General features: G+C 66.1%; 14 protein-coding genes. 4 read left to right on the top strand and 10 right to left on the bottom strand.

Annotation, left to right across the window (positions count from 1 at the left end):
- Positions 1 to 36 precede the first annotated feature (36 nt).
- The 5 genes from U1737_RS09405 to U1737_RS09385 form a co-directional block, all read right to left on the bottom strand.
- Positions 37 to 1122, bottom strand: coding sequence for a catalase family protein (locus tag U1737_RS09405; protein WP_332796577.1), 1086 nt, complete (start codon positions 1120 to 1122; stop codon positions 37 to 39).
- A 76-nt stretch (positions 1123 to 1198) separates the two neighbouring features.
- Positions 1199 to 2290, bottom strand: coding sequence for a catalase family protein (locus U1737_RS09400; RefSeq protein WP_332796576.1), 1092 nt, complete (start codon positions 2288 to 2290; stop codon positions 1199 to 1201).
- Between the two features lie 69 nt (positions 2291 to 2359).
- Positions 2360 to 2824: a hypothetical protein gene (locus U1737_RS09395; RefSeq protein WP_332796575.1), complete on the bottom strand. Its 465-nt coding sequence runs from the start codon at positions 2822 to 2824 to the stop codon at positions 2360 to 2362.
- On the bottom strand, positions 2821 to 3429 hold the full coding sequence (locus U1737_RS09390; protein ID WP_332796574.1) for a carboxymuconolactone decarboxylase family protein: 609 nt from the start codon (positions 3427 to 3429) through the stop codon (positions 2821 to 2823). Before U1737_RS09390 ends, U1737_RS09395 begins: the two co-directional genes overlap by 4 nt.
- Positions 3430 to 3516: 87 nt before the next feature.
- Positions 3517 to 4638, bottom strand: a complete 1122-nt coding sequence (locus U1737_RS09385; RefSeq protein ID WP_332796573.1) for an alpha/beta hydrolase — start codon at positions 4636 to 4638, stop codon at positions 3517 to 3519.
- Positions 4639 to 4732: 94 nt separating this feature from the next.
- Between U1737_RS09385 and U1737_RS09380 the strand changes: the two genes are divergently transcribed.
- A complete protein-coding gene (locus U1737_RS09380; RefSeq protein WP_332796572.1) occupies positions 4733 to 5512 on the top strand; it encodes a Crp/Fnr family transcriptional regulator in 780 nt (259 codons plus the stop codon).
- A 169-nt stretch (positions 5513 to 5681) separates the two neighbouring features.
- On the opposite strand, the gene U1737_RS09375 is transcribed toward U1737_RS09380, so the two are convergent.
- Together U1737_RS09375 and U1737_RS09370 are read right to left on the bottom strand one after the other, a co-directional pair.
- A complete protein-coding gene (locus U1737_RS09375; RefSeq protein ID WP_332796571.1) occupies positions 5682 to 6116 on the bottom strand; it encodes an acyltransferase in 435 nt (144 codons plus the stop codon).
- Positions 6117 to 6188: 72 nt separating this feature from the next.
- Positions 6189 to 9092, bottom strand: coding sequence for a TonB-dependent receptor plug domain-containing protein (locus tag U1737_RS09370; RefSeq protein WP_332796570.1), 2904 nt, complete (start codon positions 9090 to 9092; stop codon positions 6189 to 6191).
- Positions 9093 to 9268: 176 nt separating this feature from the next.
- Here U1737_RS09370 and U1737_RS09365 point away from each other — a divergent pair, with 176 nt between their 5' ends.
- From U1737_RS09365 to U1737_RS09355, 3 genes are read left to right on the top strand one after another with little or no spacing between them, the layout of a single operon-like run.
- Positions 9269 to 10546 (top strand): extracellular solute-binding protein, encoded by a 1278-nt coding sequence (locus U1737_RS09365; RefSeq protein WP_332796569.1) that lies wholly within the window; start codon positions 9269 to 9271, stop codon positions 10544 to 10546.
- The gene (locus tag U1737_RS09360; RefSeq protein WP_332796568.1) at positions 10543 to 11424 is read left to right on the top strand and encodes a carbohydrate ABC transporter permease; all 882 of its coding nucleotides are present in this window, start codon (positions 10543 to 10545) and stop codon (positions 11422 to 11424) included. Before U1737_RS09365 ends, U1737_RS09360 begins: the two co-directional genes overlap by 4 nt.
- Positions 11415 to 12266 carry a carbohydrate ABC transporter permease gene (locus U1737_RS09355; protein ID WP_332796567.1) on the top strand — a complete coding sequence of 284 codons (852 nt, stop codon included), beginning with the start codon at positions 11415 to 11417 and terminating at the stop codon, positions 12264 to 12266. The genes U1737_RS09360 and U1737_RS09355 overlap by 10 nt, the downstream gene beginning before the upstream one ends.
- On the opposite strand, the gene U1737_RS09350 is transcribed toward U1737_RS09355, so the two are convergent.
- The 3 genes from U1737_RS09350 to U1737_RS09340 form a co-directional block, all read right to left on the bottom strand.
- Positions 12227 to 13336: an ABC transporter ATP-binding protein gene (locus U1737_RS09350; protein ID WP_332796566.1), complete on the bottom strand. Its 1110-nt coding sequence runs from the start codon at positions 13334 to 13336 to the stop codon at positions 12227 to 12229. The genes U1737_RS09355 and U1737_RS09350 overlap by 40 nt on opposite strands.
- Before the next feature lie 206 nt (positions 13337 to 13542).
- The gene (locus U1737_RS09345) at positions 13543 to 15804 is read right to left on the bottom strand and encodes a glycoside hydrolase family 3 N-terminal domain-containing protein (RefSeq protein ID WP_332796565.1); all 2262 of its coding nucleotides are present in this window, start codon (positions 15802 to 15804) and stop codon (positions 13543 to 13545) included.
- Positions 15801 to 17885, bottom strand: coding sequence for a hypothetical protein (locus U1737_RS09340; RefSeq protein WP_332796564.1), 2085 nt, complete (start codon positions 17883 to 17885; stop codon positions 15801 to 15803). Before U1737_RS09340 ends, U1737_RS09345 begins: the two co-directional genes overlap by 4 nt.
- Positions 17886 to 17898: the final 13 nt, after the last annotated feature.

Raw genomic sequence — 17898 nt, 5'->3', positions numbered from 1 at the left:
ATCGTCCTTTCGAAATCTGAATAAGCGTGAGCGGCGTCAGGCCGGGATATCGGTGATGGTCGCTGTGTTGGCGACGGCAATGCCGGTCTCGCGGTGGCGGAAATCGCTGAGCGCGCGATACACCTGCATGCGCGCGCGCATCACGCCACCGAGCGGACGATGCGCCTCCAGGGCGTGCGCTGGCCGGAACGTCATCAGCTCGTCGAAATAGCGGACGCGATCCGGGCCATAGGCGGCCTGCCGCGGCAGACGGATCGTCGCGATCGTGCGGTATTCGCTGACCCGCGTCGGCCAGTCGACCGACGTATCTTCGATCGGCTGCGTCTCGGCATCGGCCCAGAGTTGCGCGCGCAGTTCGAACACCGCGTCGTTGGCGTCGAAATACGCGATCGCGGCGTGACGGAAGCCATCTTCATCCTGATGCGGATCGAGCCGCCAATCATCGAGTGCACGCTGCTCAGGCGCGACCGGAAACACGCCGAGTTTCGCGACATGACCGCCGTAGCGGATGGGGCACTGGCTGAAATAGGTCTCGACGAGCGGGTGGCTGAACGGATGGCCGTAAAAGTCCAGCGTTGGGCTCGGTTCGGCACCGACCGCGTTCAGGACCTTGTTGATGTTGCGCGCGATCGATGCGGCCGCGCTTTTGACACCTTCGGGCATCGGCACGGTCATGCCGATCTTCTTCGCCTGCGCTAAGAACCCGGCGGCGGTGCCGGCCGGAAACGTCGTACCGCTCGCCAGGACGAAATCCTGCGTCGGCGCGTTGTGACCGGCCAGCTTGGCGCCTCCGACACCAAAGACCTTGATCGCCATGCCACGGTGCGTCGAAACCCTGTCCCCGAGCTTCTCGCCCGGACCTTGCGCGAAGCGGACCGCGACGTCGAACGTCCCCGGGCTCGCGAACAGCCCTTGCGCCAGTTCGGGCGGCAAATTCCCGGCGACGACCATCTTGCCGATGACGCAGGCCGTGCTCTTGGCGTGGCTGGCGCGCACCGCATGGCCGTCGCGCTTCTCGACCGTCTCGCTCTCCTGCGTCATCCCCTTGATGATGCCGTCAATACTCTCCTGCTCGCCAGCTTCGGGCGTCTCGATGTCGTCGCGATAGGGTAGATAGGGCATGGGAAGCTCCTGTTGCATCAGGATGTTAACACCCGAATGCCCGGCGACGTTTCGGTACGGTTCCGTGCAGACCCGATCAGTCGAGCGGGGGAAGCGTCCGCGGCTCGTGCATCGGGCAGCCGTTCAGCTGGCTGCGCAGATCCTGGATCACCGGATACACCGCACGGCGCGCGCGCATGACCGACCCGAGCGGGCGATGCGCCTCGACGCCGTGCCAGGGGCGGAATGCGGTCTGTTCGTTGAGCACGGTGACGCGCTCCTCGGACCAGCTCTTCTGCGGCTTCACCGTGATGGTCGCGACCGGGATGTAGGGATTGCGCTGCTCCGGCCACGACGTCGCGGCGTCCTCGATCGGGTTTTCCTCGAGGTCACGGCAGAGCTGCACGCGCAGCGTCCAGGCACCACCTTCGTTCGCGAAGATCGCCATCAGTTCTTCGCGGATCGAATCGGGGCTCTTGCTCTCGCCGAGCTTCTGGTCGGTCAGCGCGCGGAAATTGGGCGATTCCGGCACGATGTCGAACTTTGCGATATAGTCGCCGAAGCGGAGCGGCGCCTGCGTGCCATAGCGGTCGCCGATCGGATTGGTGTCCGGATAGCCGCCAAAGCCCTTCAGCAATGCGCTCTCGCCGCCGACCGCTTCCAAAGCCTGCTCGATCGGGCGCAGCACCTTCGATAGCGCCGCCTTGGCCCATTCCGCGCGGTTGGTCGTCGCGGCGAGCGGCTTGGTGTTGCGCAGGAACCCGACCGGCGTCGGGTTCGAGAACACGACACCGGACGCCATGAGGAAGTCCTGCGTCACTTCATCCTCGGCACCCGGCAGCCGATCGCCATCGACGCCGATGATCTTGATCGAGAAGCCGCGCGGCAGCGACACGCTGTCTCGGATTGGATCGCCGGGGATCGCCGACATGCGGATGATGACGGGGTAGCAACGCCCGCGCTCGAAAATGCCTTGCGCTTGTTCGTCAGCGAGGTCGTCGCGCACCACCATCTCGCCTTCGAGCAAGGCATGGCTCTTGGCATGGACGCCGCGCTGCGCGTGGCCGAGGTCCTCGTGCGTCTTTTCGACAATGTAGCTGAACGTCTTGTTGAGACCGTCAATCGTCTCCTGCTCGTCGGGACCGATAGTCTCGACGTCGGGGCTGTAGCGGATCGGGTTCTTCAACATGGGAAATCCTTATGGATCAGGGCAGTAAAGCGCGATTCGCGCTTAGGGGGCGTCGGTGTTCCGGAACGGTCAGGCGTTGGCCGCCGCCTTCGCGCCGGCCGCGGTCGCGACGCCGAAGACGAGGTGGACCATCGTGTGCGTCCCGATCGTCGCCGCGTCCGCCTGCCATTCGGGCTTCTTGAGGCCCAGCATCGGCCCGGTGATCCAGTGCATCGCCGCATAGAACGCCAAGCCGAACACGATCCCCGATGACACCACGCCCGCATCCTCGTCGACGGTCGCGGCATAGACCGCGCCGGCCGCGGCGGAGAGCAGGAGGTGACTGCCCTGAACCACGACCTGTTCGGTGGCATCGGGCAATCGATCGCTCGGCGGTACGGCGCGGACGCCGAGTTGCCGCGCACCGGCCCGTTCGAGATCGGTGAGCTCGGACGGCGTGCCGCTCTTCCTCTCGCCCGCCAGCATCATCGCGGTGATGTCGAGGCCTGCCACCAACCCACCGGCGATCGCGCCGGCCATTCGCTTTCCGTTCATGCGCGCTCTCCCTCTTCCTTTGGATCGTCGGGCAGTCCTTCCTCGCGGCTGGGGACCGACATGTCGTAGGCATTGAGCAGTAGCGAAACGAGGCAATAGCCGCCGACCAGGTAGACCAGCTCCGCCGTCTGGTCCTCGCCGAACGCGCGCACGGCACGGTTATAGGTCGAGGCTGGCAGCTGACGCCCGGCCGCCAACGTGACCGCGACGTCATAGGCGGAAGCCTCCTCTTCGGTCAGGTCCCCGGGACGCTGCCCGGCGGCGATTGTCGCGACCTTCTCGGCCGACAGACCCGCCGCCTCGCCGACCCGCTCGTGCGCGTAGAGTTCGTAGCGCGAGTTAAAGACCGCGCCGGTCGCCAAGATCGCGACCTCGTGCGCCGCCTTGGGCAGCGTGGCGTTGTCGATCAGCGCCTTGGTATACGTCCAGGCGGCGCGACCGAACGCGGGAAAGCGCAGCATCGGCGCGAATGGCCCGACCAGCGCGCCATCAGCCCGGTGCGAGACGAAGCCCTTCAGATGCTCGGTGATATAGGCGTCCATCTCGTCGTGGAGCGGACGCAGATCCGCGGGCATGTCCGCGGGCGGATAAGGTGGGGTACGCATCGCTTGCTCTCCGTTGTCAGGCCGCGCCGGCCAGATGCCGGTCACGAATTGATCGACGGGGCGGCGCCGGCCACCCCGTCGAACCGATCAGCGGCGGGGCGCACCTGCGAAGGCTGCCTTCAGGCGCGCGACCGCCAGCTCGTTGGCGTCCTTCGCACCGTGCACGACCTTGGCCATGCCGAAGAACTCATGCGTCACGCCGGGGAAGGTCTTCTGCTCGACCTTCACGCCCGCGGTCCGCATCGCGGCTGCCAGCGTCTCGCCGTCCGAGCGCAGCGGATCGATCTGCGCGTTGATGATCGTCGTCGGCGGCAGGCCGCGCAGGTTGGCGGCGACCAGGTTCAGCCGCGGATCCTGCGCATCGGCGGCGCTGGTCTGGTAATAATAGCCGAACCACTTCAGCATCGCGGCATTCAACGGCTTGGCATTCGCCGAATCCTTACGCGACGGCAGCGTCATGCTGCTGTTGGCGATCGGATAGACCGAGACGATGTAGCGCGGCACGGTCAGGCGATTGTCGCGTGCGTAGATCGCGGTGGCGATTGCAAGGTTGCCGCCAGCGCTCTCGCCCGCAACCGCGATCTTGGCGGGATCGCCACCCCAGCTCGCCGCGTTCTGCAACGTCCAGCGATACGCCGCTGCGGCGTCGTCATGCTGCGCGGGAAACTTGAACTCGGGCGCGTGGCGATACTCGACCGACACGACGATCGCGTTGAGCGCCTTGGCCATCGCGCGTGGTGCCGAATCATACGTGTTCACGTCAGCAATCACCCAGCCGCCGCCATGATAATAGACGACGACCGGCATCGGCTTGCCATTCGCGGGCGCTGCCGCGGGCTTGTAGATCCGCGCGAATTGCTGGGCGTCCGAGCCATACGGCACGTCCTGCGTCGTTACCGAAGCGTCGGGCGCGGTCGACATGCCCTGCTGGACCATCGCCGCCTTGGCGCCATCGGCGGCCGAAGGCTGCATCCGCGCCTGCGCCGGGGTCAGCGTCTCGATCGGCTTGCCGCCGAGACCCGCGAGCGCGTCGAGCACCTTTTGCATGTCGGGCGCGGCCTTGGGGGGCTGCGTCGCGCTTGCCGGCGGGGCGGCGGGTGGCGGTGCGCTCGGCGAGCGTGCCGATTGCGCGAGAACGCCGGCCGATGCCGTCAGCAGCGCCGCCGCGAAAAGGCTGCGCGCGACCGGGCGCTTCGAGATGGAAACCATTTGATCCTCCTGTTTGATCGCTCATGAACAAAGCAGGATGGCCAACGTTGCTGTACGGAACCGTGCAAAGTCCGCCGGTTAGAAGGAGAATTGGGTGTCGACGATCGTTTCCTTTACCGGCGCAACGCCTTGCGCAGCGGTCGATCGCGATGAAGCTCCTGTCGAAAGAATGGTCGGCAATCGGCTGCTAGCCAGCCTCTCTCCGGAAGATTTCAGCTTGCTGGCGCCGCATCTCAAGCCGGTATCGTTCGCGGTCGGAGATTTCATCACGCGAGCCGGCGATCCGATCGAAAGCATCTGCTTTCTGGAACAGGGTATTGCCGGAGTGCTGGATTCGCTAGACGACGATCGTCGCTATGCGGTCGGTCTGGTCGGCGCCGAGGGGTTCATCGGCTGGCCGCTGGTCATGGGCGACGATCGCTCGCCCTACGACGTCACCATGCGCGCCGAGCGCGGCCAGGCGCTGCGCATGCCCGCCAAGGCGTTGCTGGCAGCGGTGGACCAAAGCCCTACGCTGCGCATGACACTGCTCCGCTTCGCGCACGTGTTCATGTTGCAGATGGGCCGGACCGTCGTGTCATCGCTGGCGCATTCGATCGAGCGCCGCATGGCACGGTGGATCCTGCTCTATCACGACCGTGTCCAAGCCGACGAGATCTGCATGACGCACGAAGAGTTTCGGCTGATGCTGGGCGTTCGCCGCAGCAGCGTCACGGACGCACTCCACCGGCTGGAGGAGGAGCACGCGATCCGGGCCGTCCGGGCCAAGGTTCTTGTCCACGATCGGACAAAGCTAATGGCCCTGGCGGGCGATACATATGGCCAACCAGAACAGGACTATGTCCGTCTCCTACAGATGGGCCGAAGACGCTAAGGATTTGCGACAGGTGACCCACAAACGGCCATTCAGGGCCCCATGGCCTCGCCCCAACTCCGGCCGTCCGTTCATTTAGCGAGACGCCATTTTTTCGGCGCTTCGTACGAGAGCTTCGGGCAGATGGAACGTAGATAGGTGGTCTTGACGACGCGATCGTGATCAGCCGTCACTCGAACTCAAGGTCTTTGATACGCACGGCATATGAGGGACAGTAAAGTCCATGTGCTTCGGTAGATTTCGCAACGACCGAACCGGCGTTGATGACGCAGCCCTCTCGAACAGTGACGCCCGGATAAATGGTGACGTTGGCGCCTACCCAGCAACCGCGCTCGATCAGGACAGGCCGAAGTCGATCCCCATCCACGCCCCGTCGCCAGACCGAGCGTGTGATGTGGTGGGTCAGCGAGATGATCGTGCACCGGTAGCTGATCCGCACCGCTTCGCCGATCTCGACGCCACCGCCGGCGTCGATCAGTCCTTCCGGGCCGACGAACGCACCCTTGCGCAGCGTCAGGCGATGCGGATCGATAACCGTGCAGCTCGGATCGATAAAGGCCCCTTCCTCCATCGTGATGAGGCGCAGCATGTCTTCGGTCAGCACAGGCGTCTTTTCTCAGTTCTTCAATCCGCCGTCCGTCGTCGAGGCGTCCCTCGCGGTCAACTCCCAACCGTCTCAGTACCGGACCTTCGCCCCCGCGTAAAAATACCGACCGACCGGCGAGATCGGCACGTTGGTCTCGAAGCCGATGTCTGGCTTCTGATCGGCGAGGTTGTTGACCCCGCCATAGAACGAGAATTTCTCGTCGACCGCGACCTCGGTCTGCACGTCGTGCTGCCACAGCTCCTTGTACTGGAGATAGCGCGGATCGACGAGGCTCGGGTTCGCATCGGTATCGACTTTCGCAAACCGGCGGACGCCGTCCTGCCAGCGCAGGTTGTAGCTCAGCGTCAGCGCCCCCGCGGTCCAGCTCGGCGAGAAGGTGAGGGTATATTTCGGACGGAACGGCTGATCGACATTGTCCTCGGTGATGGCGCCCGGCGTGGCGACCTGTTCGAGCTTGTTGAGATAGCCGCCGACTAGCCGGATATCGAACGCGCCTGCTCGCGCCGTCCGGAAGCGATAGGCAATGTTGAGTTCGGCGCCGGCGGTGCGGAACGCCGCGACGTTCTGCGGCTGGACGACATAGCCGTTGATGAACCCGGTGCCGCGCTCACGGCTGATCGCGTTGCAATAGGCGTTGTCGAGCGTCGGCTGGTCGACGCACAGCGACGCGATCGTGTTCGCATCGGGCGTGTTGATCGCGTCGCGCAACCGGATATCGTACCAGTCGAGCCCGATCGACAACCCCGCAATTGGCCGTACCACGACGCCTGCAGTCCAGGTACGGGCGACTTCGGCGCGCAGGTCCGGATTGCCCTGCTGCGTGCCGGGGATGAAGATCGTTGCGTTCGGGTTGTTCTGCGCGGTGAAGGTGGTGGGATTGCCCCCTGCGCCGGTGATCAGCGTCTGGCAGTTCGCGGTGCGGAACTGCGTCCCGAGCGTGCGGTTGCCGAGGTAGCAGGGATCGGAGAAGAAGTTGCTGCTGCCGGTCTGCGGACGGAACATCTCGCCGATGTTGGGCGCGCGGACCGAGCGGCCGTAGGAGCCGCGGAAGCTGATCTCGCGGATCGGCGCGTAGATGCCGTTGAACTGGTACGCACGGGTCGAGCCGACCGTCGAATAATCCGAATAGCGTCCCGCGGCCCCGACCGAGAGCAGGCTGGCGAACGGTACGTCCTTCAGGATCGGCGCGTTCAATTCGCCGAATGCTTCCCAGACATCGAAATGGCCGCTCGACGGGGTCGGCAGGATGTATTCGTCATACTGGTAGAACAGATTGTCGGTGATCGCCTGCGCCGGACGGAAGCTGCTCGACTCGCGGCGATATTCGCCACCGACAGCAAATGCGACCGGGCCGCCGGGCAGTGTAAAAAACTGTCCGAAGTCGCCGTTCAGCGAGGCGTTAGCGACGTGCTGAGTCAGTCGCGCATTGCTGACCGGGTTGCTAAGGAAATAGTCGAACGAGGCCGGGTCCACGGTGTTGCCGCCGAACGTGTTGACCGGGACGCAGCCGGCCGCGCTGGCCTCGGCCGAACGGCAGACGATCGTTCCCCCCGGCGCGCGCACCGCATCGAGCGCGTTCAGGAAGCGATCGTTCAGGCGGTCGTTGAGCTTAGTCGCGCGGACGTCGGTCTGGCCATAGGTATAGGACACGTCGTAGCTGGCATGCTCCGAGACGCGGCCGGTGACGTCGATGACGCCGCGATATGTGCGTCGGCGGTCTTCCTCGCCACGCCGCGGGATGTCGAAATTGTTGCGGTTGACGTCGACCGAGCCGAGCCCGGCCGCAGTCGCGGCGGCGAGGATACTCGCCGGGATGTAGGGATTGTCGAGCGCGATGATCGCCGGGTAATTGCCGCCATAGCCGCCAAAGCTGGTCACGGTCGACTGGACGAACTTACCCTCCAGGCTGATCTTGAACGCGTCCGAGGCATCGTAATGCGTCAGCGCGTTGATCGCGTGGCGGCGGGTACGCGGGAAGATATCGCCGATATAGCCCGCGACCGGCGTGTCGTCGCCGCCGACCGTGTACCCGTCGTTTTGCAGGAACCGGCCGGGCGTGTAGAGCGCGCCGTCGCCCCGGAAAACCTGGTCGCCGATATACACGATGCTCTGGTTCGAACTGTACGGATAGCGCAGGTCGCCGACCGGTCCGATCTTGTAGCTGCCAGCGCGCGTCGGGTCATAATTGTCGAGGTTGACGAAATACTGGCGGTCGCCCTGTGCGAGATACCGACGATCGTCGTTCGCGAGCGGCTGGTCGGCGTTATACTCGTACGCGAGCGTTAGATTGCCGCGGCCGTCAGCGAAGTTGCGGCCCGCGATCAGCGACGCAAAGCGGTTGGCGGCGTCGCCACGCTCGGAGATGCCAAACTGGCTGCGGGCCGCGACGCCATCGAAATCGCGCTTCAGCACGAAGTTGACGACGCCCGAGACGCCGTCCGCGCCGTACACAGCCGACGCCGCGCCTGTGAGTACATCGACGCGCTCGATCAGGTCGGTGGGGATCGCATTGATGTCCACAGCAGCGGTGTCGGGCTGGCCGGCGACATGGCGGCGACCGTTGACAAGCACCAGCGTACGGTTGGGGCCGAGACCGCGCAGGTCGAGCAGGTTGAGGCCGACCTGCCCGAAGCTGCCGTCGGCCTGGGCATTGCCCGCGGTCCGCGTGCTGTCGCGCGAGTTGGTGAGCGCCGGCACGCGCTGCAGGAAGGTCGTGACGTTGGTGTTGCCCGACTTCTGGAGGTCGGCGGCGCTGAACGAAACGATCGGGTTGGGTGCTTCGTAATCCGGGCGCGCAATGCGCGAACCGGTAACGACGATCTCGCTCACTGGATTGGGTGCCGGATCCGTGGCCTGGTCGGTGGCGGTGGGCGCTGACGTATCGGTAGAAGGCGGAGCAATCTGCGCTTGCGCCGAAGTGGCGGCAAGCAGCGCGACGCCGGACAGCAGATGACGGCGGCGAAGGATACGCATGACTTCTCTCCCTGTTCGCCGGCATTGACCCCCCACCGGCGTTCGTTGCGTCCGGCTTAAGCGCATCGTCGGCAGGGGAGCAAGCCGATCGCCCGCGCAAACTCGGCCAAGGCCTTAACCTGACGCAATTTTTCGGCCGTTACCGTGTCGCGATGGGGGTAGCGCCGGACGCTGCGATGCGCCACGATCCGGCGATGGGGGAGCAGGCGCAGGACTGGACGCGGAGAGCCGCATTGGGACTCCTGCCGACGCTGGGTTTGGCGGCCTGTACCGGCACGCGCGGCCCCAAACCGCTGAAATTCTGGGCGATGAGCTATGAAGGCGATTATTCGCCGATGCTGATGCCTGCCTTCACTGCCACGACGGGGATACCGGTAGACGTGCAATCCCTCCCGGCGACCGCAGCGCACGAAAAGCTCCTGACCGCGCAGGCGGGCGGCGCGATGCCCGACGTGCTGATGCTGTATAATGGCTGGGTCCAAGAGTTCGCCACGATCGGTGCAATCGCCCCCGTCCCATCCACCGCGCTAGTCGCCGACATGTTCCCTGGCGTGCTCGAGGCCACGAGAGTCGGCGGTCGGGACTTCGCGGCGCCGTGGTCGGTCGCGCCTCAGGTCCAGTTCTACCGTCGGGATATTCTCGCTAAGGCAGGCTACACCGAGCCGGCAAAGGACTGGGACGGCTGGCTCCGCATGGGCCGCGCGATCAAGCGACAGCGGCCCGATGATTTCGTGTTCATGCTGCTGCTCAACTGGCCGGACACGCTCATCACGATGCTTCGCCAGACCGGCGCGACAATGCTGCGCGACCACGACACACGAGGCAATTTCCAGACGCCGGAGGTTAGGGCCGCGTTCGCCTATTACGCGCGGATCTTCGCCGAAAGTCTCGCACCGAAAGCACTCTCGACCGAAATCCAGGATCCCGTCGCGGCCTTCGCGCAGGGCTATTTCGCGATCTGGCCGACCGGGCCGACGACCCTGCTCGACCTTCACCGTCGCGCGGCGGAGATACCCGCCGATCGCTGGGGGACGGCGCGGCTCGCCGGTCCGCACGGTCTTGGCGCGGTGTCGGGGCTGAGCACTAGCCTTTGCGTCTCCGCATCGACGCCGCGCCCGGCCGAAGCCTGGGCACTGGTCCGCCACCTCAGTTCCCCGGCGAGCGAACTCCGCTACCAGCGCCTGATCGGCAATCTCCCTGCCCGTCTGAGCGCGTGGTCGTCGCCGCAACTCCGCGCGCCGATACTAGCGCCGTTCAGGGAGCAGATGCGCTTCCCCACTGCCGCGCCGAAAGTGATCGAGTGGGAGCGGATCAAACTGGAGATCCAGTTCGCCGCCGAGCGCGTCGTGCGGGGCGTCCAGACGATTCCGCAAGCGCTCGCCGGGCTCGACACGCGCGTCGACCAGTTGCTCGCCAAGCGCCGTGCGCTGGTCGAGGCGGGCACGCTCGCATGACCCGCCAGGAACGCGCCGCCTGGCTCTTCTCCGCGCCGGTCCTCGCAATCATCGCGCTGGTCTTCGTCCTGCCGACCGCACTGGCGATGGCGTTGTCGGTCACCGACTACTCGATCTACGCGCTCGCCGACTGGGCGAACCTGCGTTTCGTCGGGCTTGGCAATTTCGTCGACCTGTTCTCGACGCCGCTGTTCTGGCGCGCGATGGGCAACACTGCAATCTTCGCGCTGCTCGGCGTGCCGATGGCGATCGGTACTTCGCTCGCCGTCGCGCTGCTGCTCAACGACGCTACCGTCCGATGGAAGCCGCTGTGGCGCGTACTGCTGTTCGCGCCCTACGTTACCAGCATCGTCGCGACCGCGGTGGTGTGGCGGTTCCTCTTCAACGAACGCTCGGGCCTCATCAACCGCGCGCTCGCGGCCATCGGCGGGGCGCCGGTCGACTGGCTCGGCAACCCACACACTTCGATTCCGGCGATCCTGATCTTCGTCACGTGGAAGATCTTCGGCTACAACATGATCGTCTTCACCGCCGCGCTCTCCGCGGTGCCACAGGACCTGATGGAGGCCGCACGGCTCGACGGCGCGGGCCGCTGGAGCCGCTTCCGCCACGTCACCCTCCCCGCGATCGGCCCGACTTTGCTGCTAGCCGCGGTGATGAGCGTCGCGGGCTTCCTCCAGATCTTCGCCGAACCCTATGTCATGACGCTCGGTGGCCCGGCGCAGAGCACCACGACGATCCTGTATTTCATGTTCGATGAGGGCTTCAAATGGTGGAACCTGGGCCAGGCTAGCGCGGTCGCGTTCGTCCTGTTCCTGATGATCCTCGCGCTGACGATGGTCCAAACGCGGATCGGGAGGCGCTACGAATGGCTCTGATGAAACCGCGTGCGATCCTCGCCAATGTGGCGGTTGCGACCCTGACCGCGCTGACGATCGCCCCGCTGCTCTACATGGTGATCGTGTCGTTCATGCCGCGCGGCGAGTCGAGCAACCTGCCGACGCCGCTCTGGCCATCGCATTGGTCGCTGGAAAATTACCACGAGCTGCTCGTCCGGCGGCTGATCGACGGCGCGTGGTTCGACTACCGGATCGTCCCCGCCTTGTTCAACAGCGTCGCGATCGCCGCGATCTCGACGCTGCTTGGCCTGCTGCTGACGGTCCCAGCCGGCTACGCGTTCGCCAAGCTGCGCTTCCGCGGACGCGAGCGGCTGCTGAAGATCCTGATCGCATCGCTGGTAGTGCCCGGCCAGGTCGCGATGCTGCCACTGTTCCTGATCTTCAAGCAGCTCGGGCTCGTCAACAGCTATGCCGGCGTGATCCTGCCGAGCCTCGCCGGCATCTTCGCGATCCTGTTCGTGCGGCAGGCGACGCTGGCGATCCCGGACGAGATGATCGACGCGGCGCGGATCGACGGTGCGAGCGAGGCGCGAATCTTCGTGACCATCGTCCTCCCCCTCCTCATCCCGATCGTCGTCACACTGGCGCTGTTCATGTTCCTCGGCTCGTGGAACGACTTCCTGTGGCCGCTGATCGTGCTGGCCGACCAGCATCTCTACACGCTGCCGGTCGCGGTCGCAGCGATCGCGCGCGAGCATTCGGCGGACGGCGAGCTGATGATGGCAGCCGCAGTCGTCACGACGATGCCCGTGCTGCTACTCTTCCTCGCGATGCAGCGCTATTACCTGACCGGACTGCTCGGCGGCAGCGTGAAGGGATAGGCGCGACCATCGGCGGCGAACACATGCGCGTCCTCAGGCGCAACGCCGACCCGCAGGACTTCCCCGAGCGTGACCGACCGATCCCCCGGCAACTGCGCGACGATCGTATCCGCCGCGCCCCGCGCGCCAAGATGCGCGAACGACAACGGCCCGAGCCGCTCGAACAACTCGACCGCACCATCGAACGGCCCTGCGTCATCCACGTACAGATGTTCCGGCCGGACCCCGAACGTGACCGCCGCGCCAACCGCTCCCGCGGGGACGATCGCGCCGGTCCTCACCGTCTCGCCTTCCGACAACCTTACGGTCGTACCGTCAGCGTCGACCGACGCGATCGTCGCCGCGAGCAGGTTCATCCCCGGCGACCCGATCGCCGCGGCGACCGCCAAACTCGCCGGTCGCCGATACACGTCGATCGGCGGACCGACCTGCTCGACGCGCCCTTCGCTCATCACGACGATACGATTGGCCAGCGTCATCGCCTCGAGCTGGTCGTGCGTGACATAGATCATCGTCGCGCCGAGCTGTTGATGCAGCCGCGCGAACTCGTGCCGCATCCGCGCGCGTAGATTGGCGTCGAGGTTCGACAACGGCTCATCGAGCAACAATACCTTCGGCCGTCGCACCACCGCGCGGGCGATCGACACGCGCTGGCGCTGCCCACCCGACAGGGCGCGTGGCCGTCGGTCGAGCAGTTCGGAAAGATCGAGCATCGCCGCGACCTCAGCCACCCGCTCGGCCATCTCGCGCTTGGCGACCTTCGCGACCTTCAACGGAAACGCAATGTTCTCAGCGACCGTCAGATGCGGGTAGAGCGCGTAGGACTGGAAAACCATCGCCAGCCCGCGGTCCGACGGCGCGGCATCGGTCACATCGCGCTCGCCGATCACCACCCTTCCGGTGCTTGGTACCTCAAGCCCGGCGATCATCCGCAACAGTGTCGACTTGCCGCAACCCGACGGCCCGACGAGTACGACGAACTCGCCTTCCTCGATCGTCAGGTCGGTCGGATGGAGCACCGTCGTGTCACCGAAACACTTAGAAAGTCCACTGATTTCGACGCTCGCCACGGCATGTCCTTTACGTATCCCATCTTGAGTAGCGGCTGACACGACAGCGGGCAAAGCCATCGTGATTTGTAACCAAGCCGCTCCGCGCTGACGAGGACCCATAATCCGTCATTCGCGGCGCACGGTGCGCGTTCCGATTCTCACCATTCGTAAATCTCTAGGATTGAAAGCCAGCCACAACGATACCGTAGGTCATTGTTTCAGACTTATAATGCTGAGCAAGACAGATTCATTGGAAGGTAAACTCCGCTTCCGGGTCCGTTCAACGCGAGTTGAACATCGAAATCTCCCGGTTCCGCTCGCGTTGTGCCGTCCTGCGTGACGAACGCCAGATCGGCACGGGTAAGAGACACCGCAAACCGCTGACGAACGCCAGCACGCACGGCGATGCGCGCGAACCGCTTGAGTTGCTGCACCGGCCGCGTCCGGCTGGCGACGCGGTCGTGAATGTAGAGCTGGACCAGCGCTACGGCATCGCGGGCGCCGTTATTATGGACGAACCCACCGACCGAAAGTTCGGCTTCCCACGCCATTGTCGGGGCGACCACGACATCTTCGAGCGCCAGGCGTCCATAGGTCAGCCCGTGTCCGAAAGAGTAGAGCGCGCGATCCGGTGCGTCGCGCCACCTAGCGCGGCCACCCTCCAGCGGATCCGCGTCGCGCGCGGGGCGGCCGGTCGAGCGGTGATCGTACGACCAGGGCTGTTGCCCGCTCGCCAGCGGAAAGCTTACCGGAAGATGGCCCGACGGGCCCTCGATCCCGAATATCACGTCGGCGACCGCGTCGCCGGTCGCTTCGCCAAGGAACCACGTCGCGAGGATCGCCGCCGCATCTCGTATCGCACCGTCCAGCACCAGCGCGCGGCCGTGACGCAGCAGCACGACGACCGGCGTACCCGTCGCAGCGACGGCCTCCGCAAGCTGGCGTTGCACGTCGGGGACGTCGATCTCGACGCGGCTATTGCCTTCGCCGGACATGTCGCCGGCTTCCCCCACCGCCAGCAGCACGACGTCCGCCGCCCGCGCTGCAGCGACGGCACGCACAATGCCGTCCGGGAGCGCCTCGTGAATGCCGGAGCCCGGTTCGACGACCAACGACGTCGGGTCGGCAAGGCGCGCACGGATCCCGGTCGCAAGGTCGGTCCCCGCACCCTGTTCACCCGCAAACGACCATGGTCCGTAGAGATTGGCCCGATCGGTCGCGAACGGCCCGATCAGTGCGATCCGCTTGCCGGCACGCGTCAGTGGCAGGATGTCGCGCTCGTTCTTCAGCAGCACGATCGACCGTGTCGCCACCTCGCGCGCCAGCCTGCGGATCGCCGGGCTGCGCGTCTCCCGGCGTTCGACCCGCGCGTCCATCGACCGGTACGGATCCTCAAACAGCCCGAGCGCTTCCTTGAGCGCGAGCACCCGGCGCACCGCCCGGTCGACAGCCGCGATCGGCACCGTGCCTCGCGCGACCAGGCCGGGCAGATGCCGGTTATACAGCCCGCTCTGCATCGACACGTCGATCCCGGCGAGGATCGCCAATCGCGCGGCATCGGCTTCGTCCGCGGCAATGCCGTGCGCGATCAGTTCGCGGTCGGCGTCATAGTCCGACACGCAGACCCCGGTGAACCCGAGTTCGCCGCGCAGGATGTCCGTCAGCAGATGACGGTTCGCGGTCACGGGTATGCCGCCGAAATCCGTGAACGAGGCCATCGTCGCGCCGGCGCCCGCCGCGAACGCATCGGCGAACGGCGGCAGATAGGTCTCGCGCAGTTCCGCCTCGCTCATGTCGACCGCGGCATATTCCATCCCGCCGCGCACTGCCGAATAGCCCGCGAAATGTTTGGGCGTCGCGAGCATCGCGTCCGCGCGTTTGAGGTCATCGCCCTGAAACCCGCGCACCCGCGCGACGGCGAGCAGGCGGTTGAGGTACACATCCTCGCCAGCACCCTCCGCCACACGTCCCCAGCGCTGATCGCGCGCGACGTCGACCATGGGTGCGAAGGTCCAGTGGAGCCCGCCCGCCGTCGCCTCGCGGGCGACCGCTCGTGCGGCCCGTTCGGACAGATCGGGATCGAAGGCGGCGGCCTCGGCCAGTGGGATCGGGAAGATCGTGCGGCAGCCGTGGATCACGTCGGCCGCCAGCACGAGCGGGATCTTCAGCCGGCTCTGCAACGCCGCCGCCTGCAACCGTCGCGCACCCGCGACGCCGTAGCCGTTGAATAGCATCCCGACACGCCCCGCCCGGACCCGCGCTAGCATCGCGTCCGCACTGCTCGCGTTGACGATCGGATTGAACACCGCGCCGACCGGGCGGACGTCGTCGTTGAAGCAACTGAGCTGGCCGGCCTTCTCCTTGATCGTCATTGCCGCGATCAGGTCGTCGATCCGCCGCGCGGCGGCCCCGACCGGTACCGGCACTGCGGTCGCCGCGGCGAACAGTCCACCCCGCACCAGCAGCGCACGACGGTCAATCGTCACTTTCGTGGTCGAAGCGCGGGGGGCGGACGTAGCGCGAGAAACACCGTGCTCCACAATTGCGCCGCGTTGGACTCGTCGACGTCCGCACTCGATGCGCCGAACGGGGCGACGGTGTAGCGCCCGTTTGCATATGCCCAGGACCAGAGTTCGGACGTCCGGACCTCGCCAGCTGCATCGATCGCCCGCCACAATCGCGCCCGCGCCGATACCAGCCGGCCTCGCGTCGCCGCCGGAAGATCGCTCCGCGCCAACTGCCGATCGAGACCCGCGGCCAGGATCGCCTGCTGCCACGACCACACCACCGTCCCGTGATACGCCGTCGCACCGAACCGCCCCTGCACGTCCGCCGGCGCAAAGGCGGGGTTGGCGACCAGCAGTCCGATATCTGTCATCAACCCAGCCGGGAACGGCCGCATCATCGCATCGACCGAACGATCCAGATCGGCAGCGGAAGCCGTGCCGAACAAGAGCGCGAACCCGTCGTCGGAATGGACCACGGGGACGGGCTTCCCTGCATCGTCGAGCGACAATGCGTTGAACGCAAGCGGTGCCGTCCCAAGCGATGCCAGCGCCGACGCGGACGGCACGCCAATTTTCCGCGCATAGGCGGCGATATCGGCACTCGCCTCGGCATTCGGCACGGTCATCGCGAACAACCTCGGCGCGGCGCGCTGCCAGACTTGCGCCTGCGTCGCGGCCTTCGTCATCGCCGCGCGGTCTTCGGGCGTGCCGTAGCGGTCGAGCAGCCCACTGGCGGCAAACCGCTCGATCGCGGCCAGCGCGGCGGGCACCCACACCGCGTTCACGTCATACGCGTACCGGCCGCGCCCGAGCCCTTCCTCGCTGTCACGCCACTGCCCGGTCAACCGCCCGGCCTTGATGGCGACCAGCGCCCTGTACCCCGGCTGCCCAGCGAACGCGGCGGTGCGATCAACGACCCAGGCGAAGTTCCGCGCGATCAGGTCGCCTTGCCGCAGTCCTTTCCCCGCCGGCGCGGCGAGAAAGGCGGCGGCGCGCGCGCGACCACGCGGCGCGTCGAGCAGCCACGCACGCGCCACCGGCGCCAGCATGAAGTCGTCGTCGACCATCGCGTAGTCATAGACCGGCGTCGCGATCCGCCCGCGGCCTTCCTTGGCGTTACGCAGGACCGCGAACTCGCCGATATCCTCCTCGTGCGCGACCTCGCCATTGGCAGCGAGCCGTGCCAACACCGCGCCGATACCATCCTCGACCGCAGCCGGTTGCAGCACCGGCATCAGCAGCCGCAGCGACATCAGCGTGTCACGGCCGAAATACGTGTCGAACCGCCACGACCCCGCCAGGAACTTCTCCTTGTACGACAGGTACGACAGCGCATTCCGTGCGCGCGGATCGTTGCGTGCCGCTGCGGTCAGCAGCGCATCGCCACCGAGCGGGATGAGCGGCGTCTCGCCACTGCCGGCGACGATCGCGATCCGGATATGCCCGCCCTTCCCCGCGCGAAGACCGTCCTTGTCGACCACCGTGCCGTCGAGCCCGCGAACCGACAGGATATAGCCTGCCGCGCCGTCGAGCCGATCGCGCGTCCAGACCATCCCGGGCCCGCCGCGAAGATCGAGATCATACCGCCCCGCCACAAGGATCTCGGCAGGCGCCTTTCCCAAAGCCTCATAGTCGCGCAGCACTCGGATCGACGACAGCACCGCCTGCCGAAAGCGCAGCACCGGCACGTCGATGCTCGCGGTCGCCTGCACCGCATGCAGCGGCCGCCCCTTGGCATCCATCATCGGCGACGGCATCGGCGGCGTATCGAGCGTCCAGGTCGCGGGACGATCGATCTTGTCGAACCAGAGCCCGACCGCGCTGTTACCCGCCGGAAATGCCGACAGGATGCGCGGCACGTCGCCCGATCGCAGCAGCAGGTGCGCAGCGATCTGGCCGTCGCGCACGAACGCATTGATGTTCCGCCCTTCGTCGATCCGGAACGCGAGCGGCGCCGCATCGCGCTGGGCCCGGCCGTCGGTCAGCGTGCGTTGCGCGGACCCGGCGACACCGCCGGCAAGCGCGACGACTAGCGCCAGCGCGGAGGTGAAGCGGATCATGATGCCTCCGAAG

The organism is Sphingomonas fucosidasi (genome assembly GCF_036663855.1).
Lineage (GTDB): Bacteria > Pseudomonadota > Alphaproteobacteria > Sphingomonadales > Sphingomonadaceae > Sphingomonas > Sphingomonas faeni_B.
Note: the sequence above shows the minus strand (reverse complement) of the source record. Positions and strands in the feature narration are given on the sequence as shown.

Excerpts from the sequence above, each read along its gene's own strand:
- U1737_RS09405 (WP_332796577.1), bottom strand. The coding sequence starts at position 1,122 with ATGCCCTATCTACCCTATCGCGACGACATCGAGACGCCCGAAGCTGGC.
- U1737_RS09400 (WP_332796576.1), bottom strand. The coding sequence starts at position 2,290 with ATGTTGAAGAACCCGATCCGCTACAGCCCCGACGTCGAGACTATCGGT.
- U1737_RS09395 (WP_332796575.1), bottom strand. The coding sequence starts at position 2,824 with ATGAACGGAAAGCGAATGGCCGGCGCGATCGCCGGTGGGTTGGTGGCA.
- U1737_RS09390 (WP_332796574.1), bottom strand. The coding sequence starts at position 3,429 with ATGCGTACCCCACCTTATCCGCCCGCGGACATGCCCGCGGATCTGCGT.
- U1737_RS09385 (WP_332796573.1), bottom strand. The coding sequence starts at position 4,638 with ATGGTTTCCATCTCGAAGCGCCCGGTCGCGCGCAGCCTTTTCGCGGCG.
- U1737_RS09370 (WP_332796570.1), bottom strand. The coding sequence starts at position 9,092 with ATGCGTATCCTTCGCCGCCGTCATCTGCTGTCCGGCGTCGCGCTGCTT.
- U1737_RS09365 (WP_332796569.1), top strand. The coding sequence starts at position 9,269 with ATGCGCCACGATCCGGCGATGGGGGAGCAGGCGCAGGACTGGACGCGG.
- U1737_RS09360 (WP_332796568.1), top strand. The coding sequence starts at position 10,543 with ATGACCCGCCAGGAACGCGCCGCCTGGCTCTTCTCCGCGCCGGTCCTC.
- U1737_RS09355 (WP_332796567.1), top strand. The coding sequence starts at position 11,415 with ATGGCTCTGATGAAACCGCGTGCGATCCTCGCCAATGTGGCGGTTGCG.
- U1737_RS09340 (WP_332796564.1), bottom strand. The coding sequence starts at position 17,885 with ATGATCCGCTTCACCTCCGCGCTGGCGCTAGTCGTCGCGCTTGCCGGC.